This is a genomic window from Clostridium sp. CM038 (genome assembly GCF_055081105.1).
On the sequence record NZ_CM143651.1, the window covers coordinates 2,673,867 to 2,693,682 of the forward strand.

Annotated in this window: 21 protein-coding genes; 3 read left to right on the plus strand and 18 right to left on the minus strand. The window is 31.8% G+C overall.

The window, feature by feature from the left end:
• Positions 1–47: 47 nt before the first annotated feature.
• From ACWJKS_RS12375 to ACWJKS_RS12425, 11 genes are all read right to left on the minus strand, one after another.
• Positions 48–212 carry a zinc-ribbon domain-containing protein gene (locus ACWJKS_RS12375; RefSeq protein ID WP_165413721.1) on the minus strand — a complete coding sequence of 55 codons (165 nt, stop codon included), beginning with the start codon at positions 210–212 and terminating at the stop codon, positions 48–50.
• 188 nt (positions 213–400) lie between these two features.
• The gene (locus ACWJKS_RS12380) at positions 401–583 is read right to left on the minus strand and encodes a hypothetical protein (protein ID WP_165413720.1); all 183 of its coding nucleotides are present in this window, start codon (positions 581–583) and stop codon (positions 401–403) included.
• 254 nt (positions 584–837) lie between these two features.
• Positions 838–1,458, minus strand: coding sequence for a V-type ATP synthase subunit D (locus ACWJKS_RS12385; RefSeq protein WP_165413719.1), 621 nt, complete (start codon positions 1,456–1,458; stop codon positions 838–840).
• Between the two features lies 1 nt (position 1,459).
• Positions 1,460–2,842 carry a V-type ATP synthase subunit B gene (locus ACWJKS_RS12390; RefSeq protein WP_462959682.1) on the minus strand — a complete coding sequence of 461 codons (1,383 nt, stop codon included), beginning with the start codon at positions 2,840–2,842 and terminating at the stop codon, positions 1,460–1,462.
• Between the two features lie 42 nt (positions 2,843–2,884).
• A complete protein-coding gene (locus tag ACWJKS_RS12395; protein WP_462959683.1) occupies positions 2,885–4,642 on the minus strand; it encodes a V-type ATP synthase subunit A in 1,758 nt (585 codons plus the stop codon).
• A 16-nt stretch (positions 4,643–4,658) separates the two neighbouring features.
• Positions 4,659–5,270 (minus strand): V-type ATP synthase subunit E, encoded by a 612-nt coding sequence (locus ACWJKS_RS12400; protein WP_462959684.1) that lies wholly within the window; start codon positions 5,268–5,270, stop codon positions 4,659–4,661.
• Positions 5,271–5,319: 49 nt separating this feature from the next.
• Positions 5,320–5,628 (minus strand): V-type ATP synthase subunit F, encoded by a 309-nt coding sequence (locus ACWJKS_RS12405; protein ID WP_216301786.1) that lies wholly within the window; start codon positions 5,626–5,628, stop codon positions 5,320–5,322.
• 19 nt (positions 5,629–5,647) lie between these two features.
• Positions 5,648–6,073 carry an ATP synthase subunit C gene (locus tag ACWJKS_RS12410; RefSeq protein WP_216301785.1) on the minus strand — a complete coding sequence of 142 codons (426 nt, stop codon included), beginning with the start codon at positions 6,071–6,073 and terminating at the stop codon, positions 5,648–5,650.
• 90 nt (positions 6,074–6,163) lie between these two features.
• Entirely contained in the window at positions 6,164–8,131 is a 1,968-nt protein-coding gene (locus ACWJKS_RS12415) for a V-type ATP synthase subunit I (RefSeq protein WP_462959685.1), read from the minus strand.
• A 38-nt stretch (positions 8,132–8,169) separates the two neighbouring features.
• Positions 8,170–9,210 (minus strand): V-type ATPase subunit, encoded by a 1,041-nt coding sequence (locus ACWJKS_RS12420; protein ID WP_462959686.1) that lies wholly within the window; start codon positions 9,208–9,210, stop codon positions 8,170–8,172.
• Complete coding sequence (locus ACWJKS_RS12425; protein ID WP_165413711.1) at positions 9,194–9,526, minus strand: hypothetical protein; 333 nt, start codon at positions 9,524–9,526, stop codon at positions 9,194–9,196. Before ACWJKS_RS12425 ends, ACWJKS_RS12420 begins: the two co-directional genes overlap by 17 nt.
• Positions 9,527–9,838: 312 nt before the next feature.
• On the opposite strand from ACWJKS_RS12425, the gene ACWJKS_RS12430 reads away from it, so the two are divergent.
• Positions 9,839–10,099 carry a hypothetical protein gene (locus ACWJKS_RS12430; RefSeq protein WP_216301781.1) on the plus strand — a complete coding sequence of 87 codons (261 nt, stop codon included), beginning with the start codon at positions 9,839–9,841 and terminating at the stop codon, positions 10,097–10,099.
• A 375-nt stretch (positions 10,100–10,474) separates the two neighbouring features.
• On the opposite strand, the gene ACWJKS_RS12435 is transcribed toward ACWJKS_RS12430, so the two are convergent.
• The gene (locus tag ACWJKS_RS12435) at positions 10,475–11,194 is read right to left on the minus strand and encodes a helix-hairpin-helix domain-containing protein (RefSeq protein ID WP_462959687.1); all 720 of its coding nucleotides are present in this window, start codon (positions 11,192–11,194) and stop codon (positions 10,475–10,477) included.
• A gap of 150 nt (positions 11,195–11,344) precedes the next feature.
• On the opposite strand from ACWJKS_RS12435, the gene ACWJKS_RS12440 reads away from it, so the two are divergent.
• Complete coding sequence (locus ACWJKS_RS12440) at positions 11,345–12,595, plus strand: serine hydrolase (protein ID WP_462959688.1); 1,251 nt, start codon at positions 11,345–11,347, stop codon at positions 12,593–12,595.
• Between the two features lie 65 nt (positions 12,596–12,660).
• On the opposite strand, the gene ACWJKS_RS12445 is transcribed toward ACWJKS_RS12440, so the two are convergent.
• Complete coding sequence (locus ACWJKS_RS12445; protein WP_165413707.1) at positions 12,661–13,617, minus strand: RluA family pseudouridine synthase; 957 nt, start codon at positions 13,615–13,617, stop codon at positions 12,661–12,663.
• 282 nt (positions 13,618–13,899) lie between these two features.
• Between ACWJKS_RS12445 and ACWJKS_RS12450 the strand changes: the two genes are divergently transcribed.
• The gene (locus ACWJKS_RS12450) at positions 13,900–15,393 is read left to right on the plus strand and encodes a hypothetical protein (RefSeq protein WP_462959674.1); all 1,494 of its coding nucleotides are present in this window, start codon (positions 13,900–13,902) and stop codon (positions 15,391–15,393) included.
• Between the two features lie 220 nt (positions 15,394–15,613).
• Here ACWJKS_RS12450 and ACWJKS_RS12455 read toward each other — a convergent pair whose 3' ends face one another.
• From ACWJKS_RS12455 to obgE, 5 genes are all read right to left on the minus strand, one after another.
• Entirely contained in the window at positions 15,614–16,888 is a 1,275-nt protein-coding gene (locus ACWJKS_RS12455) for an LCP family protein (protein WP_462953731.1), read from the minus strand.
• A 4-nt stretch (positions 16,889–16,892) separates the two neighbouring features.
• Positions 16,893–17,465 (minus strand): bis(5'-nucleosyl)-tetraphosphatase (symmetrical) YqeK, encoded by a 573-nt coding sequence (gene yqeK, locus ACWJKS_RS12460; RefSeq protein ID WP_165412896.1) that lies wholly within the window; start codon positions 17,463–17,465, stop codon positions 16,893–16,895.
• A 10-nt stretch (positions 17,466–17,475) separates the two neighbouring features.
• Positions 17,476–18,075: a nicotinate-nucleotide adenylyltransferase gene (nadD, locus tag ACWJKS_RS12465; RefSeq protein ID WP_462959689.1), complete on the minus strand. Its 600-nt coding sequence runs from the start codon at positions 18,073–18,075 to the stop codon at positions 17,476–17,478.
• 98 nt (positions 18,076–18,173) lie between these two features.
• Positions 18,174–18,464 carry a YhbY family RNA-binding protein gene (locus tag ACWJKS_RS12470; RefSeq protein WP_165412894.1) on the minus strand — a complete coding sequence of 97 codons (291 nt, stop codon included), beginning with the start codon at positions 18,462–18,464 and terminating at the stop codon, positions 18,174–18,176.
• 52 nt (positions 18,465–18,516) lie between these two features.
• Positions 18,517–19,800 (minus strand): GTPase ObgE, encoded by a 1,284-nt coding sequence (gene obgE, locus ACWJKS_RS12475; RefSeq protein WP_165412893.1) that lies wholly within the window; start codon positions 19,798–19,800, stop codon positions 18,517–18,519.
• Positions 19,801–19,816 lie beyond the last annotated feature (16 nt).

Genomic DNA, 19,816 nt, shown 5'->3' on the forward strand with positions numbered 1-19,816 from the left:
AAAACCTATAGGAATTAATTCCTATAGGTAATTTTTCTTAGATAATATTATCTTTGAAATCCTCTATTGTTTTGTTGTTTTTTAGCTCTTCTACAATCAGGACATCTTTGTGGTTCATTTTCGAATCCTTTTTCTTTATAAAATTCCTGTTCACCCTCAGTGAATACGAATTCTTGTGAACAATCTTTACATACTATAGTCTTATCAGCCATTTAAACATTTCTCCTTTTTAATTATATTAAGATTTAAGATCTGATTTACTTTATATGCCTAAAAAGGTAATGTTTTAATCATATCAAATATCTTGTTGTTGTTGATTTTGCAATCCCAACTCATTAAGAATAACATATATTTTGTTAATATGCAATGTTTTTTTAACACTTTTTAAAATACTAAATATTTATTGACTAGCATTTCGAGCTATTGTTAAATTAATTGTTCCCTTAACAAAATCGATAGCTTGCAGTTTACTATGACCCTTATGTTTTATTTCCTGCTCTTCTTTTATTGCTATTGCTTTATATGGATATTCTTTCTCATTGTTTTCTACAACTTCTATTACGTAACCCCTATATTCTTCCATACTCCACCTCTTATTATTTATTTAAAATTTTGTTCATAATTATATATTTCACATATATTATTTGAAACTAAACAGTAATTTTTTTAAAACTTCCTTAACATTAACATTTGTTCGTAAAATTTAAATCTAGTTATAATTTTTCTTTTTTATCCTCCTATTCTAATGTCATTATAACACATTTTGAATAATTTGAATATTCTTTTATTAATATTATTATTCAACTTCTAACGACATTCACCTTCGCAGAAGATTATCTAATCCTCCTTTCTATGTTTCTTTTTTACTACTTTAAGTCTAAAAAAGTCTTCTCTTTCTTTTTCTTCTAAAACTTCTGTAACAAATTTGACCATTTCCTTAAATTTAGGGATTTGTATATTTTGAAGTGCATTTGCTCTCTTTTGAGTTTTTTTTATTTCCATGGCTAATCTGTAGACAGCATTTTCTACTTCTGCCAGCTCATAGGTTAAATATTTCACGTTATTAAACTCTTTCATAGACTCATCAATAGCCGCACTGCTTCTATAAAATCCATACTTTGGTTCTATTTCTTTTCTTTCAAAAATAATTTTAGGAACTTCTACACCCATAACACTTTTAAATAAAATTTTATAGTCTTTAGCTTCGCCTATGGTCATAGCTACGTCTTCTATTTCTATTATTCCTGAATTTATATTTGCAGATTCTAGCGCTTTATATGCCTTTGAAAAAGTTATATTTACCTCATCTTGAAGTTCGCGCGCCTTAGATACATAAGACATCATTTCTCTTATAAGTACATTTCTCTTTTTATCTAATAGTTCAAAGCCTTTTTCAGAAAAGTCCAAGGAATTTTTAGCAGCCATTAATGTAGATTTAGTTGGTGCAAATGTTTCCATATTACTCCACCACTATTTTATAATATTTTTCTAAAATCTTAGGTGAAACCCTATCCAACTCATTACTCGGCAATATGCTAAGAACTTCCCAAGCTAAATCTAAAGTTTCTGTCATATCTCTATTTTCATCATACTCCTGTTTTAAAAACTTTTCTTCAAATGCTCTACCAAAATCCATATATATCTTATCTATTTCTGAAAGCTCATCTTCTCCTATAACTTGAGCTAGTGCTATTACATCCTGAACCCTAGAGTAGGCTGCAAATATTTGATTTGATACATCTCCATGATCTTCCCTTGTAAAGCCTTCGCCAATGCCATCTTTCATAAGTCTCGACAGGGAAGGAAGGATGTTTACTGGCGGATAAAAGCCTCTTTGCTCTATTCCGCGACTTAAAACAATTTGCCCTTCGGTTATGAACCCTGTAAGATCTGGTACTGGATGCGTTATGTCATCATTAGGCATAGTTAATATAGGTATTTGTGTTATACTACCCTTTCTCCCTTTCATCATTCCAGCCCTCTCATACAGTGACGCTAGATCCGAATATAAATATCCTGGATAACCTTTTCTACTTGGAACTTCTTCTTTTAAGGAAGAAAGTTCTCTTAACGCTTCACAATAATTAGTCATATCTGTAAGTATTACAAGTACATGCATGTCCTCTTCAAATGCTAAGTATTCTGCAGCAGTCAATGCACATCTTGGAGTTATTATTCTCTCAACAATAGGATCGTCTGCTAGATTTGTAAACATAACCACCTTTTCAAGCACACCAGCTTCTTCAAAACTTTTCTTAAAGAAGTTAGAATCATCATACTTAATGCCCATAGCTCCAAATACTATACAAAATTTTTCATCAACCTCATCAGAAATTTTTGCTTGCCTTACAATTTGTGCTGCCAGTTCATTATGCGCCATACCATTTCCAGAAAATATAGGAAGCTTTTGCCCTCTTATTAATGTAGCAAGACAGTCTATAGATGATATTCCTGTTTGTATATAGTTTCTAGGGTATTTTCTAGCTACAGGATTCATAGGCCTTCCATTTATATCGTATTTTTTTGAAGAATAAACTTCGCCACCATTATCTCTTGGATCGCCTATCCCGTTAAATTCTCTTCCCAATATATCCTTTGTAAGAGCTATTTTAAAAGATTCCCCTCTGAAATGAACTGATGTATTGTTGACAGACATACCAGTTGTGGTTTCAAAAACTTGTATTATAGCCTTGTCTTTATAAATTTGAACAACCTTCCCTTTTTTGTTATACTTTCCATCCACCACTATATCAACAATTTCATCATATGCTACATCTTCAACACTGGAAAGTATAATTAAAGGCCCTTGAATTTTATTTAACAATAAATATTCTTTTTTCATATTGGACCTCCCTGCTAGTCTCTATAATGTAGATAATAATCATTATCTATATTTTTCTATAATTCCATCAAAATAATTCACTAATTCACTTTCTAAATCATCTATTATCGAAAGCTCATCATTGGGTACATTGTATTTCATTTTATAAAGCTTTTCCATTAATTCTTTGTTTATTATAACAGAAATTGGTATTCCAAATTTCACAGCCCTGCTTGCATTATCATAAAACGATTCTATAACTTTAAGCATTTTATATTGTTTGTTTAAAGGTGCATAAGTATCTACAGCATTATAGGCATTTTGTTGCAAAAATGATATTTTAAGGCATTTCGAAACCTCTATAATCAACCTTTGCGCGTCCGGCAGCACATCTTCACCTACCAATTTAACTATCTCCAGAAGCTTATTTTCTTCATATAAAAGTTTAAGCATCTTTGCTCTTAAGTCCATTACGTCTCCCGCCACGTTTTCCTCATACCACTCCTTTAAAAGTGATAAATAGCCACTATAACTAGCTAACCAGTTTATTGCTGGATAGTGCCTTGCATAAGCTAATTTTTTATCAAGTCCTAAAAAAACAGAAACGAATCTTTTAGTATTTTGAGTAACAGGTTCTGAGAAATCTCCTCCCGCAGGCGACACTGCCCCAATTACAGTAACAGAACCCTCTGTATTATTTAAGTTTTCTACATAACCCGCTCTTTCATAAAACTCTGCAATTCTTGATGGGAGATAGGCTGGATAACCTTCCTCAGCAGGCATCTCTTCAAGTCTTCCAGAGATTTCACGTAAGGCTTCTGCCCATCTCGAAGTAGAATCCGCCATTATAGCAACGTGATATCCCATATCCCTAAAATATTCCGCTATAGTTATTCCTGTATAAATACTTGCTTCTCTTGCAGCTACGGGCATGTTTGATGTATTAGCTATAAGCACAGTCCTATTCATAAGTGGTAAATCCGTTCTAGGATCTATAAGTTTCGGGAACTCTTCTAGAACTTCTGTCATTTCATTTCCTCTTTCTCCGCAACCAATGTACACTATAATATCTGCATCAGACCACTTTGCAAGCTGATGTTGGGTTATAGTCTTTCCAGTACCGAACCCCCCAGGGATAGCGCAAGTTCCTCCTTTAGCCAAAGGGAAGAATATATCTATTATTCTTTGGCCCGTGATAAGTGGTTTAAAAATAGTTTTTTTATCTTTTACCGGTCTTGGCGTTCTGCAAGGCCAATATTGATAAAGTTTAAGTTCATAATTTTCCGCGCCTTGCTTTAATTTAGCTACTGTGGTTTCTATATTGTATTTTCCATTTTCGCATGCCCAGGTTACAGTTCCAAAAACCCCTGGAGGAACCATTATCTTATGCATAATGGATGCAGTTTCTTGAACGTTTGCGTATATTTGTCCTTCTTTTAATTCATCTCCAAGCTTTACGATAATGTCTACATCCCAAAGTTTTTCTTCATCAAGAGAAATGAGCCCTATACCCTCTGGTAAAAATCCATAAGACATTTCATTTATCTTTTCTAGTGGCCTCTCAATTCCATCAAATATATTTCCTAGTATTCCTGGCCCTAATTTAAGAGAAAGAGGACTCCCAGTAGAAATTACAGGTTCACCTATCTTAAGACCGCTAGTTTCTTCATAAACCTGAATAGTTGCAAAGTCTTCTTCTATTATTATTATTTCACCTATAAGCTTCCTCGCGCCTACCATAACCATTTCTCTCATTTTGAAGCCCTTCATGTGTTCAGCTTTTATAACTGGACCATTTACTCCGATTATGTTTCCTACCATGTTATTCCTCCCCTTTTTAGGCCAGCATTTCCATAACTCTAACACCAATTGTTTCTTTACTATCTTGTAATGCAGCATATATACTATTATTTATAATAAATGTTCCTTCAAAATCTTTTAGTATATGTCCACCTATAAAGTCTTCTTCTGAAATTTTCACTTCAAAATTATGATCACAATACTCCTTTAGTATAAGTCCAATTTCACTTTGAAATTTTTCGTAATCCCTTTTTAGTACTATAATATAGTAGTTTCCTTTATCCATCGCATTTAAAGTCTTTTTAAGGTTACTTATGAAATACGTTTTATATTCCTCACAACTAACAAATTGTACAAGCTTTACCCGAACATTTTCTAGAGCATCACTAATCAACTTATCCTTAAGGAACAACACTTCTCTTTGTTTATTAAGCCTTTCTTTTGCTACTATTCCATTTGCTTTAATATTAGTTTTTTTTGTAACTTCCCTTTGGATGCTCCGTCTAAGCTCTTCTATCTTTTCTTTTTCTATATTGATTTTTTTTTCAGCCTCAAAACTGAATGTTTCTAATTTTTCTTCTTTTTCTTTATTTACCTTGTCATATATTATCTTAGAAAATAAATTTATCTTATCTTCAATTGTGGTCATAACTAACCCTCCTGCGAATTCTTATGCTCCTATTATACTTGTATAATTATTATATCTTAATCCCTATAGCCTCTTTAACGTATCTTAATATAGAGTCACTACCACGATTCCAGCCGTGCCTATCTGGAATTTCCACCAAAAGGGGTCTTTCTCTTGATAATTTTATGACGCTTACCTCGTCTGGTATTAAAAGAGCAATTTTCTCTGTTATTATTATTATTCCTATTCCCTGATTTTTTTTTAATTCTTTTATTTTTTCTAATATTTTTTCTTTTTCATGAAGAACAATGCCTTCTATTCCTGCCATTTTCATCCCTACAAAAGTATCCACATTATCACTTATTAAATAACTTGTCATAATCCTCTCTCCTAAAAAATTATAATTTCGAAAGTATCATTATTGATATAATAAGTCCGTATATAGCAATACCTTCTCCAAGGCCAACAAAGATAAGCGTTTTTCCTAGTATCTTAGGATCTTCTGATACCGCACCTAATGCTGAAGAACCAACTGCCCCTACAGCATAGCCTGCGCCAATAGTTGCAAGTCCTGTGGAAAGCCCAGCTGCTAAATACCCAAGCCCAGCAGCCGGGTTCACTGCAACTGTTCCCGCTGCGCGTGCTACGCTTGGAATATTCACGATCAAAGCTCCCATCATAACTGGTATAAATACACCTAAATTTATTTTTAGTGCTTTTTTAACCTTTTTCCTCCCCAAAACATCTATTTTACTTTGAGAAACGACTCCATAAGTAATAGTAACTATAACAACACAAAATGTTAACATTAATAAAATAGTCATAATTGTTATTCCTCCTTCTAATATCTAGTGCACTAACTTTCACATTTATATCTTCCATTTTTTTACACAAAATGCATGTTTATATATATGTTACTTGATTTCAATCTGCACAGGTTCAAAAGCAATCCCTGCCCCTTCATAATACTTACTGAATAATTCATAATACTCAAGTCTTAACCCTTGTATAAATACAATCAACCCTTCAAGGCATATAATTATTACATTTCCAATTATTAGTATTAGCACTGAAGCAAATCCACTCTTAGTCATAGAAGCCATAGCAGAAAATGCAACAAACAAGCCCACATGATTTAATGCGAATGCACCTACTCTTATGAATGAAAGTGTATTAGAAAACATAGATAACAATGTTTCTATCACCTCAAAACCTGATTCTATAAAATAATCCTTAGTTCCAGATTCAAATAATATTTTTTTACCTTTAATAATATTCGCTAGCGGCTCCTTTAGTAATATCAGTAATAAAAAGAAAAGAAAATATATCATCCAAATAGCTTTCGGTAATAATGGCTTTTTATAGATTATAGATACTATTAGTATTAAAGCTCCAATATAGAACATAAAACCTGCTAGTCCTTCTTTTCCAAAAAGTCCACGTTCTATATCTTTCCTTCTTAAACTATTAGTAATCCCTAATATAAAGCCTAAAATTAAGAAACCACATCCAAATATTATAGCTCCAATTAACATATCGTTAATATCTTCCATCGGTCTAATTAGCAATGCATTAATTACTCTTTCAGAACCAAATACACTCCCATATAGAAATCCAAATATTATAGAACTTACCCCCAGGGTTTCAAAAATCCCGCCTATATTACTTCTACCTGACTTACTTTTCAGCATAACTCCTGCTAAAAGCAATACTAATCCTTGTCCTGCATCACCAAACATAGCACCAAACATTAGAGTATAAGTTATTGCCAAAAACCTAGTAGGATCGATTTCATCATAGCTAGGAACACCATACATGAAAAGCAAACTCTCAAATGGTTTAAACAATTTGTTGTTTATAAGCATTGTTGGTGGAGTTATAGCTTTATTAGTTCTCTCATTAGGCTCTTTTTTAATAATCAATATTCTATCATCAAAACTCAAAAGTAACTTATCAATGCTCTCCATAAAACTTTTAGGTATCCAACCAGAAAGATAAAAAAATTCATTTGTGCACGCCGCACTCTTTTTAATTTCTCCAGACTTTTGCTCCAATTCATAACTATTTTCTATATTTTTTATAGTTTTGTAATTTTCCTTTAGAAAATCACTAAGTTCCATTTTAATTTTCGTTGTAGATTCTTGCACTTGATATATTTCCGCACGAACAACCACCGCCACGTCCCTTGGAATGCCTATGTAATGATTAGGCACTAGAATTCTTTCGCAATTTGCCGATTTAAAAATTCTTTCCGTTTCTGTTAGCAAAAGCATTGGAGTAAATGCTATAAATGTAACAAAATCTTTTTCCTTATAGACAGTTTCTATTACTGATGGAATATTTTCATAATTGGCTTTTAGTTTAACCATGTTTTGCTCTGGCACTTTATATAAATCCATTTGGAAATTTTTCATAGCAGTAATCTCTTCCATAGGAATAGATACATCATTTAAAAATCCTAAGGCCTCATATGTGTTTTTAAGGTATTGCTCCTTTTGTTTTAAATCCTCAAATTCTTTGTTTAAAACCATATATTTATCATATACTTCCGCTAGCTTATTCTCTATGGTATCAAAATCAAAAATCATCTCTTTAATGTATTCGCAACTTATATCAACAGTATTTTGAGCCTTTGCAAGCTTTTCAACATGTTTTAAACTTATATTATATTCTTTATCATATAAGTAAGGTCTTATATAGTTTACATCCATTAAAGCCTCTATATTGCCTTCTGAAGTTTTTAATACAAAATCTGACGAGTTTATTTCTTGCAAAGCACTTACTGGCTGCATGCAGCCTTCTAGTGCTAATAATTTAGTTAATTTATCAAAATCGGACATTTCACCTACTAAATTAACCATATGCATTTTTTCTATAGACACAAAATCACCTCCTGCTTTTTTCTGGGGTAGATAAGCATTTATAATGTGACAGAAACATAATTTATACCTTCATTCATATCCATATCGTATCTTTTTTGTTCTACTATAGATATAATATCTTTTATTTCAATCCTATAAAACGCAAGATAACTCATAGCCATGCTAATATTTGTTTTATTTTCTCTAAGATTTTTTTTGAAATATTTTTTTTTAAATTCACGTTGTCGTTTTTCAATGGAATTAAAATCATCCTTTTCATATATCTTTGCATATGGTGTTTTTTCTATTATATTATAAAATTCTTCCATATTATTTATATAACAAAGCTTTCTAATATTTTCCTTTGAAAGCTTATACCCATTATATATGGTGTAGTTAAACAGCTCCTCAGAAGGTATATTGTAAAAAGTCTTTCCTCTATATATCCACCCTAAATTTAAAAGATCTGCTTCCAATCCTAATATACTGTGTACCACTTCTTTATTCTCATTGTCCAAATGCTTGAGTTCGCGTCGTACAGACATAAAATAAACAAAATCAAGTTCTGTTTCAATCCTAAACAAACCTTTTTCACTGATGCCCCTAGCTAAATTTTTTAGACTTTTATAATATATGCTCCCTTTTAGCCCATCTATTACCTCTTCTGTATTTTTTAAGGCTAATAAATAATCATAATTTATTGTATTTAAAGAACTTCTTGCAATTAGCTTGTTTTCTATTTCGTCGCAACGTAGGCCTAAATATTTGCCTCTAATAATTATTTTTAAATCTTCTATTTCCCATCTTACAAAAAAAACTTTTATAAGCTTCCTGTATTCACCATCAAAATAATTTATAAATTTGCTATAAATACTTGTATAGTATCTATTTAAAATAATCTCTAAATTACCCCTATGTATTTTCTCTAAGTTGTATTCTCCTAAAAGCTCCCCATAGCTCGTATCCTCTTTTAATACTTTAACAGTACTTTTAAAATCTTTACACTTTAGTAATTTCAAATATTGATCTCCGCTTATCATCTTTCCCATCATTGCCTTTACTTTAGAATTAATAGCACTAAACTTAACAACACTTCCCATATATCCCCACTCCTATGATAGCGTTAAATACTTCATCTACTATTTTTAATTTATTGTTTTGATATTTTTTATTAATATTTTTTAATACTTTTTCTTTTTCTTTTCTTATGATTTCAGCTTTAAACTCCGCCTCCATCATCTTTTCATTACTTATAGTATTCTTAATGTTTTTAGATTCTTCTTGAAAGCTAACCTTCATATCCTTTATTATATTTTCAAATTCATCTTGTTTTTCTTTTAACATTTCATCAATGCCCTTCCTATAGCTTTCAGCATCTTTGTCTATACTCATTATTTTATTAGTTATAAATTCCAAAACATCACCCCCAATATTTATAAATAATACTTATTTTTATATTTTCTCATAATTTGGAATGTTGACTATATTCTCATTATATTACCTTTAATGCATAATGTCGAAAGCGATTTTGGGCATAATATAAGCCTTCGATAAGGGATCTGAGCTTTATTACAATATATACCATACAAAGCTAACGCTACCTATGTTTATCTCTTGCCCCCTACATAAAAACCATGACAGTTTCTTAGATAATTTTTCTTTATATTACCTAATGTATGTAGTATACTTATATATTATGGCTAAATACGCTAATGAAGGAGGATATTTATGAAAGATAACATAAAAGAAATTGAAGATAGCATATTAAACTATCTGTATGAAAATAGAACCGCATCCCCACAAAGCATCGCAAAAATAAAACTTGCGCTTAATCTAGGTAATGGTAAAGGTGATATTAGGGTTTTGAAATCTTCTCTTGAATCTTTAATGAAAAAAAGGCTTATAACTAAACAAGCGGTTAGAGGAAATTATAAAATTGAACTTACCGGAATAGAATTTATTGAAGAGAATTTAAAAAAAGAGTTATAAACTCTTTTTTTTATGGAATACAATATAAAAAGCGGCTCAGATAGCATAAAACTATGTATCTAAGCCGCAATATGTCTATTTAATTGTGAAACATGTGTAAATTGAATTCATTCGTCGTATTAGCACTACAACATAGTTTTAACTCGGCAGGCACACTATCACCTACCCCCATGTATGTTATTAATTTTAGCATATTTCACCGATATATTCAATATCAATGTGCATAATCTTGTCGAATTGTTTAATCCTACACTCCATGCTTTAAATCTCCCTCGTTCATCTGTATATTGTATCCTTAGTTCATATAAATATACAAATATCCCATATAAACTTTATTAGTTTAACGACATTTCAGCGACCCAGGAGATGATTTAATTACTTTATGTCTATCTTATCTATAAATTTGCTTAAGGTCTTTTCTCCAATACCGCCCACTTTTGTTATCTCTTCTACAGACTTAAATCCTCCATTTTGCTGCCTATATTCGATTATAACATCAGCTTTAGCATCCCCTATTCCTGTAAGAGTCTTTAGTTCTTCTTTGCTAGCAGTGTTTATGTTAATAATAGCGCCCTTTTCAGTGCTACCCGAGTTTGAAGTCGCAGAATCGTTAGAATTGCTCTTTAGAGTAGTATTCAGGGGCGTTTGTGTTTTGTTTACCTCACCCTTTTTACAAATCACAATACAATCTTCATCATTTAGTTTTGCAGAAAGATTTGTCGCATCAAGGTCTGCATCACTAGTTCCCCCACCTGCTAGTTTTATAAGATCGGTAACTCTACTTCCTTTTTTTATATCATAAACACCAGGATCTTTTACAGCACCTTTTATATCCACTTTTATATTACTATCTTCTACTTTTGCATTACTACCTTCTACTTTTGCATTACTACCTTCTACTTTATTTGATCCAGCTGCAATAACGCCCTCTGCATCTTTTTTTTCTGAAGTTTTATCAGTTTCTACAAATATATCCTTATAATCCGAAGCATTAACATTTTCTTTTGGACTTGACAATTTGTAGCCAGCAATTATAAATGCAATACTTATGCATAAAATAACTATAGAACCAATTATTTTCTCTTTATTTTTCATAATATCTCCTCGTTAACCTCCTAGAGCACAGGACACTTGCTAATTATTTTGCCATCCTATATAAAATTATTGACAAGTTTACGTAAATACTATCGCTAAGAAAGATTTTTTTTGATATACTATAAATGTTGAAAAACTTGGAGGTAACCTATGAAAAAATTAATCACAATAGCACTTGCATCATTTTTTTTATTTTTTAATACGGCCCCAACAGTTAAAGCACTATTAAAACCGCCAGTGGTGTCTGCTGATAGTGTGGTTTTAATGGATGCCACTACTGGTAAACTACTTTATGAGAAAAATAAAGATTCTGCTTACCCACCAGCTTCTACCACAAAGATAATGACTATACTTCTCGTCTTAGAAAACTCTAATTTAAACGATGTGGTAACTGTAAGTAAAGACGCAGAGATGACTGATGGTTCAAAAATATATCTCCTTAAAGACGAAAAAGTTTCTGTAAAAGAATTGTTATACGGATTAATATTAGCCTCTGCTAATGACTGTGCCGTAGCTTTAGCAGAACATATAAGTGGTTCCACAGGAAAATTTGCAAAGCTTATGAATGAAAAGGCAGAATCTCTAGGTTGTAAAAACACTAATTTTGTCAATCCAAATGGGCTATATGACGTAAATCATAAAACTTCAGCCTATGATTTATCCCTAATTATGCAAGAGCTAACTAAGCATCCCGAGTACAATATGATTTCAACAACGCCTTCATATAAAATGGCAACAACAAATAAATCCAAGGAAAACCGTCCTCTTTGGAATGAGAATAGACTAATACAAAAGAATGACCCACACTACTATAAAGGCTGTGAAGGCGGAAAAACAGGATATACTATCCAATCACAGCATTCCTTTATTGCCGTAGCTAGTAGAAATGGTCAAAAGCTTATAGTATCTCTTGTACATGACTCTGAAAAGACATTTTTTCCAGACAGTAAAAAATTATTGGATTATGGCTTTGATAATTTTGAACTCTATAAACAATTTAATAAGAATGATAAAGTATCAAATTTAACTTTAGATGACGGTACGAATGTTCCGCTACTTGCTTCAACTGATCTTTATATTGTTAAATCTAAAAATCCAACTTTAACTCCAACTATTAAAACTGAGGAAAAAAAAATAGGCCTTTCGCCAATTAAGAAAGGTGTTCTAATAAGTAATGCTACAATTACTTATGGTAAAGATTCTTATTCTTTAGATTTGACTAGTGGAATAGATTATGCTAAAAAGCACGTTCAAACCCCTTCACTCTCAACAAACACAATAAATGCACTAAAATATCTTGCACTTGCTTTAGCACTATTGTTATTTGTTATAATATCAAAAAAAAGGAAAATAGGAAAAAGGAGAAACATAATAGAGTATATTCCCAGACACTTTAAATAGTAAAACATAACATATAAAAAAGCACCAAGTATAAACTAGATTAATAGTTTATACTTGGTGCTTTTTTATATGTCACTTTCAGTTTTAAGTTTACTTACCAAATTCGCTATATCATCTGGAAGTTTTGATTTAAGTATAAGCTTCTCACCAGTTCTTGGATGCGGAATAATTAATTTATAAGCGTGAAGTGCCTGCCTATCAATATAGTGGCTTTCGCACTCTCCATAAAGGCTATCTCCATAAAGTGGATGACCGATATGACTTAAATGAACACGAATTTGATGTGTTCTACCAGTTTCCAAAGTTACTTTTAACAAATCACCATTTTCAAAAGAATCAATAACTTCATAATGAGTTATACTTCTTTGTCCATCTGCCCAAACTTCTCTCCTTGCACTTTCTTCATCGGGGTTTCCAATAGGCAAATCAATAGTACCTGTCTTATTTTCCATATTGCCATGTACAACAGCCATATAACTCTTCTCGAAAGTTTTGCTATGCATGTCGCTTTCCTGCATATCTCTTACCTGCAAATCACTGCTATGCATATCTCTAGCTAATGCCATATGTGAAAATTGATTTTTTGCAATTATTATAAGACCTGAAGTATCCCTGTCTAATCTACTTACGAGTCTAACAATGCATTTTTCATCTCTTTCCTTAAAATAATACAAAACTCCATTGGCAAGAGTACCACTGGGATAACCCCGAGTTGGGTGAACTACTATTCCCGGGCTCTTATTTACAACAATAAGGTCTATATCATCATATACCACGTCTATATCCATCTTCTCAGGCTCAATATTTTGATGTTCGTCTTTTTTCATATCAATTTCTATTTTATCCTCTGAATTTATTCTAAGATTCAACTTAGCTACTTGATTGTTTACCCTTATTTTCCCACTAAGCCCTGAGCTTTTTATAAATCTGCCAGATAAATTTTCTGTGTACTTTAAATAATCTCTTATCTTTACGTCAACGATGTTTGCTCCAACTACATATGTTAATTTATCATTACTCAATGTCAATTACTTCCATTTCAACTATTGCATCCTTAAGAAACTTTCCTACCTGAACGCAATCTCTAGCCATTAACTTTGTGCTAATAATATATTTTCCCATTTTTTCTTCCCCTCATAATTAAATAGAGCTTTCACGGAAACTCCTTAGCTCCTGTGATTACTCATTTTTAGTATCATTAATTTTTGTTGATTCCCCCACTTTTTTTGCATAAAACACTTGACAAGCCTGTAAAATTTTGCGGTCCTCCTCTTAAAGACATGTTTTAATAGGAGGATTATTTTATGCTTAAAAATTGGAGCTCTCATGCTGATTATCAGCAATTTATTATTTTAAATCTCTCATGTTTCTACAAAGCTTTTCCTAAAAAAATTATAGAACTTGAACCTTCTATCTCTAAGTTGTATTGCTTAGACTTAGATATTCTTAGAGAGATATTAAAACCTTATTATTCTAATATTGGTAGACCTGCAACTCTTCAACCTGAGATATTTCGTTCATTTTCTTTAATGCTTTTTCAAAAGGAAACAAGCATTACCAACTGGGTTAAAAAGATTCATGCCTGTGAGTTACTTGCAACCTGTATAGGCTGCACTAAAAATAATGTCCCATCACTTGGTGCTCATTATGATTTTATCTCTAGATTATGGCTTTCAAATCTGTCTACCGACAGGGTAAACCTAAAAAAAATATATTCGTATAAGAAGAAACCCTCTAAAATTAAGGCACCCGGGAAAAATAAAAAGCTTCCTAATAAAAAAACTGGTGTTGTTAAGAGAATTTCAGATTTTTTTGAAGCTGGTCGCTCATTTTCCCTAAGAGCCGAAAGGCTGCTTCAAAAAATATTCTCATTAGTTGCTGTAGAACCCTCTTTTAATCTTAACTTAATAGAAAAAGATAACCTTACAGTTGGCGGCGATGGTACTTGTGTTCACTGTAAGTCTTCTTACTATGGTTCTAAAGTTTGTGACTGCCGTGAAAATGGAATTTACGATTGCAAATGCCCTCGTAGACTTTCTGACATAAATGCTAATTGGGGTTGGGACAGCCATGAAAATCGTTGGTTTTATGGCTACACTCTCTATGCTTTATCTGTCTATAATAAAAAATATAAGATAGATCTACCTATTTATCTACGATTTGTAGAGGCAAGCAGACACGACAGTGTCACTGGAATAGTAGCATTAGCTGAATTTAGAGAACTGTTACCGCAGTTCACTATATCAAATTATGTTCTTGACTCAGCTAATGATAACTACCCTACATATGAATTATGTTCTAAATGGAACATTAATCCCTTTATTGATCTGAACTCCAAAAACAAAGGAAATTCAAAATATCCAGTTACTCTAGATATTAATGAAAAAGGATTTCCTATCTGTATTGGTGGCCATGAAATGGTCTATAACGGTTATGAAAAAAGTCGTTCACGCCTTAAATGGCGTTGCCCTTTAGTTTTAAAAAAGGTTGCTAGTTGCTCTTGCTGTGAACAGTGCTCACCTTCACCTTATGGGCGAGTAATCTACACTAAACCATCATGGGATTTGCGGTTGTTTACTCCTGTGCCTCGCGGCTCAAAACAATGGAAAACTATTTATAAAACTAGAACCTGCTCAGAACGTATAAACAATCGTATTCTAAATGATTATAAAATTCATACTTTACGAATACATGGTAAAAAACGTTATTCATTTATGACTATGATTGCTGGAATTAATATTCATCTAGATGCAAGACTTAAAGTTTCAGGTTTTAGTATTTTAAATTTATTAGAGTAGCTGTTTGACAATTAAGTACTTTTTTCTGAAAATTCCTGCATCGTGTAGGCTTGTTTGCTATACCTATTTTTATTCCTAACTGCTCTCTGAACATAAAATTTATAGCACTATAATGACTCTATACATAATTAAGTTTTACATATTAGTTTCCGTGACTACTCTAAATAGTATTGGTAAGTTAAATCATCTCCTTGGTGGCTGAAATCTTCTTTGAAAATTATTAATGCATTAATTTATGATCTTTACCTAAGAAAACTATTATATCGAATTTTTCATCACTGGAGGATAAAAATTCAATATTGTCTATTTTAAAATCTTTTTCTAAATCATTTTTCATGTCTTTATTACCATTATATACTAAAATTTTAGTTTTACTAGTAGCTTTACCATTTCCTGTTACCGCTTTATTATAGCCGTTTTCTACAAGATATGTTGAAAAGTCACTAGCGAGTCCTGGTGTTTTAGTCCCATTAATCACCTTTATTTTAAGTTTTGACTTATCAATATTCTGTACCTGGCTGCCCTCTAATTTTGAAATAATCTCTTTATTTTGAGCTTTATTATATACTACATATGATACACCATGTACGCTCTTTAAATCGCCCTTAATGGTATCCATGGAGAGCTTATCACTACCAATGGTTGCAAATATGTATCCATATTTAAGTATATCATTAGCATCCATATTAGTTTCTACAGAACTTTTTATTGCTGATAAAATGCTTGGAATCTTAATTACTGTAATAGGACTTTTTACTTTCTTCATAACTTTAGAAATAAACATATGCTGATTTTCTATTCTTCCTAAGTCACCATTTTCAAAACCACTACCATCGGAATTTTTTCTCCACCTAAAAAATTCCTCAGCTTTTTTACCATCCAAATGAACATTCGTCCCCTTTTCAAAATGAATGCTTAAATCTTGATCAGGATCTTTATAATCCATTTTCCTTGTTATGTCAATATTTACTCCACCAATAGCATCAATTAGTTTATTAAATCCTTTATAGTCAATTTTGCCATAGTAGTCAATTTGAACACCTAATAACTTTTGTACAGCAGCAACTGCATAATCCACGCCACCAATAGCATGGGCAGCATTAATTTTTTGATTTTTACCATTTATCGTAACTAAAGTATCTCTGGGGATAGAAACCAAATTAACTTTTTTATCATTTGCATTATAATGTGCTAATATCATTGTGTCTGTCCTCTTTGGATCGTCAGCATTTGTAGCACCTGGAGTACCCACATCTACGCCCATAACCAGTATATTGCAAGATTTCCCATCTTTCTTAATCTTTTCTATATCATCCTTATTTAATTCCGATGCTAATCCTTTTTGGGTTAAATCTAATGCACTATTATTAAAGCTATTTAAGTAGAAATAAAGATAACCAAAAATTAACACAAGCACTGTCACCACTAAAGTACTGATAACAATTGCAAATCTTTTATAATTTACTATTTTTCTCTTTTTTTTATTATCACTCATACTCTCACCTACTATATTTACTTAATAAATAATTTCTTGCTTCTATTGTATCCGTATGCAATAATCCCTTTTGACCTATAACATATTTTATAGTATTGTCAAAAGATTTTATGACTGCTGCATCTAAATCAATATTACTTAAGCTTCTTAGTTCTTCTACCCCATCAAATTTTCTTAATGGCTCAATATAATCTGCAATATAAATTATTTTCTCTAAAAGGCTCATGCTTTTTCTACCAGTAGTGTGATAACGAATAGCATTTAAAATATCCTCGTCGTAAATCCCCATTACTTCTCTAGCTAGTATACTTCCAACTAATCCGTGCAAAATTGGTGGGTTCTTTAGGTATATTTCATCTAATTGTATTTCATGTTCTATAGCCAGTTTTATAAGCTCCTCATCAGTCTTATTCTTAACACAATCATGTATTAAGCCTGCAATTCGTGCTTTTTCTACATTTTCTCCATAAATAACTGCTAGCGTTACTGCAGTTTCACTAACGTTTAAACTATGTCTTAATCTACTTTCTTTTAAACTTAATTTCAAATAATGGAGCATTTCTTTCTCATTCCACATTTAGATCCCCCTATTTATATAACTGAAGATTATCAATTATTACCTCTACACCCTTAGGAAGAAGATAATCAACATTTCTACCTTTTTTTATACCACCTCTAATGTTCGTTGAAGATATGTCTATAATTGGCATATTAAGAAAAATCACTTTACCATTGAACTTTTGTTCTACATGATTTTTCTGCTTTAACAATTCTTCCACTGTAAATCCTGCTCTACCATAAACCACCAACTTACAACTTTTGAGTATTCTATCTACATTTTTCCAATTATTTAAATCCATTAGGCTGTCTCCACCAATTAAAAAATACCACTCTATATTAGTTTGCGATTCACTAAAAAGTTCAAGTGTTTCATAAGTATAGCTATTCTCTTTTTTATTAATTTCATAATCGCTTATTTCAAAGTGGCTTTCGTGCTCTATTGCCTTTTTAACTAAATCATATCTAATTTGAGCATCTGTTATTTTTTTATTAATTTTATTCGGTGGATTCCCTGCTGGCATAAATAAAATCTTGTCTAAATGTAAATTGTATAATGCTTCATAGGCAATATGAACATGCCCTATGTGAATTGGATCAAAGGTTCCTCCAAAAATAGCCTTTTTCACTGTAACACCTTCTTTATAGTATAATAAGGTACCTTCTGTAAAATAATAACACATTTTCTAATTTATATAAAGGAAAAAGCATGTAAAATTACATGCTTTTATGGTAATTCAATTTTAGGCTTTTTTAATGACCTTTTGTACAATACGCATTTACTACCAATACTTTGTATTCCTTCAGCATTTATAGCCGTGCAAATTATATCTGATGCTTCTCTAGCAGTTATTCCACTATTGTTTAAAATTTTAATTTTAACAAGCTCTCTAGATTCTAATATGTCTTCTATCTGTTTTAAAAAATTTTCTTCTATTCCAGCTTTTCCAACCTGAAATACAGGTTGTAATGGATTTGCAAGAGTTCTCAAATAACTTCTTTGTTTACTTGTAATCATAATATCCTCCTAGTTACATTCTTATAAGATAAGAATTATCGCTCATTATCTTTTATAATAAGAATTCAAATTCAAACTTTTGTAGTCTTACTAAATCACCGTCTTGAATTCCTTTTGCAACTAATGCGTCAAATACTCCCTTATTCTTTAACACTTTGTGGAAATATTTAAGAGAATCCGGTTCATTTATATTAACAGCACTTAACAATCTTTCAACAAAACTTCCTTCAACAACAAAAGTTCCTTCTTCATCAACCTCAACAGTGTAGGTGAATCTCTTTTCTTCTATTATGAATTTATCTTCATCATTTATTATTAGTTCCGTAACTGGGATAGTAGTTAACATTCTAGCCGCTTCTTTCATAAGTGCATCCACACCTTGATTTGTAGCTGCAGATATTTTAAATATCTTACTATCATCATATCCCAGTTCATTTAATTTCTTCTTAAAGTTTTCAAATACTTCATCATCAAACAGCAAATCACTCTTATTAGCGGCTATTATCTGAGGTCTATCCCATAACTTAACGCTGTATTTTCTAAGTTCTTCATTTATTTTTACAAAGTCTTCTACAGCATCTCTACCTTCAATTCCTGAAATGTCAACCACATGAATAAGCATTCTAGTTCTTTCAATATGTCTTAAAAAACCTATTCCAAGACCTACTCCTTCAGCTGCACCTTCAATTATTCCTGGTATATCAGCAATAACAAAATTCTGTGCACCCTTAACACTTACTACTCCTAAATTCGGTTTTAAAGTTGTAAAGTGATAATTAGCAATTTTAGGTCTTGCTTTTGATACTACTGAAAGCAATGTTGACTTGCCTACATTTGGAAAACCTAATAATCCAACATCAGCTAAGCTCTTAAGTTCAAGCTTAATCCATCTTTCTTCTCCTGGCATTCCTGGTTCAGCAAAGTTTGGCGCTTGCCTTGTAGGTGTACAAAATTTAACATTACCTTTTCCGCCTTGTCCAGCTTTGCAAACTCTATAACTATCACCATCATGAGCTAAATCATACATTATTTTTTCTGTTTCCATGTCACGCACAATAGTCCCCATTGGAACTTTAACATACAGATCCTCTCCAGCTTTTCCATAACACTTAGAACCAGAACCGTTTACTCCATTTTTCGCTACGAATTTTCTTGCATATGAAAAATCTAATAGGGTAGTCATACTAGGATCAACTACTAATATTACGTCTCCACCGTCTCCACCGTCTCCACCATCTGGTCCACCCAGTGGTATATATTTCTCTGTTCTAAACGAAACGGCTCCACTGCCACCATTTCCTGATTTAACAAAAATCCTGGCTGTATCAATAAACATATATTTCACCTTACCT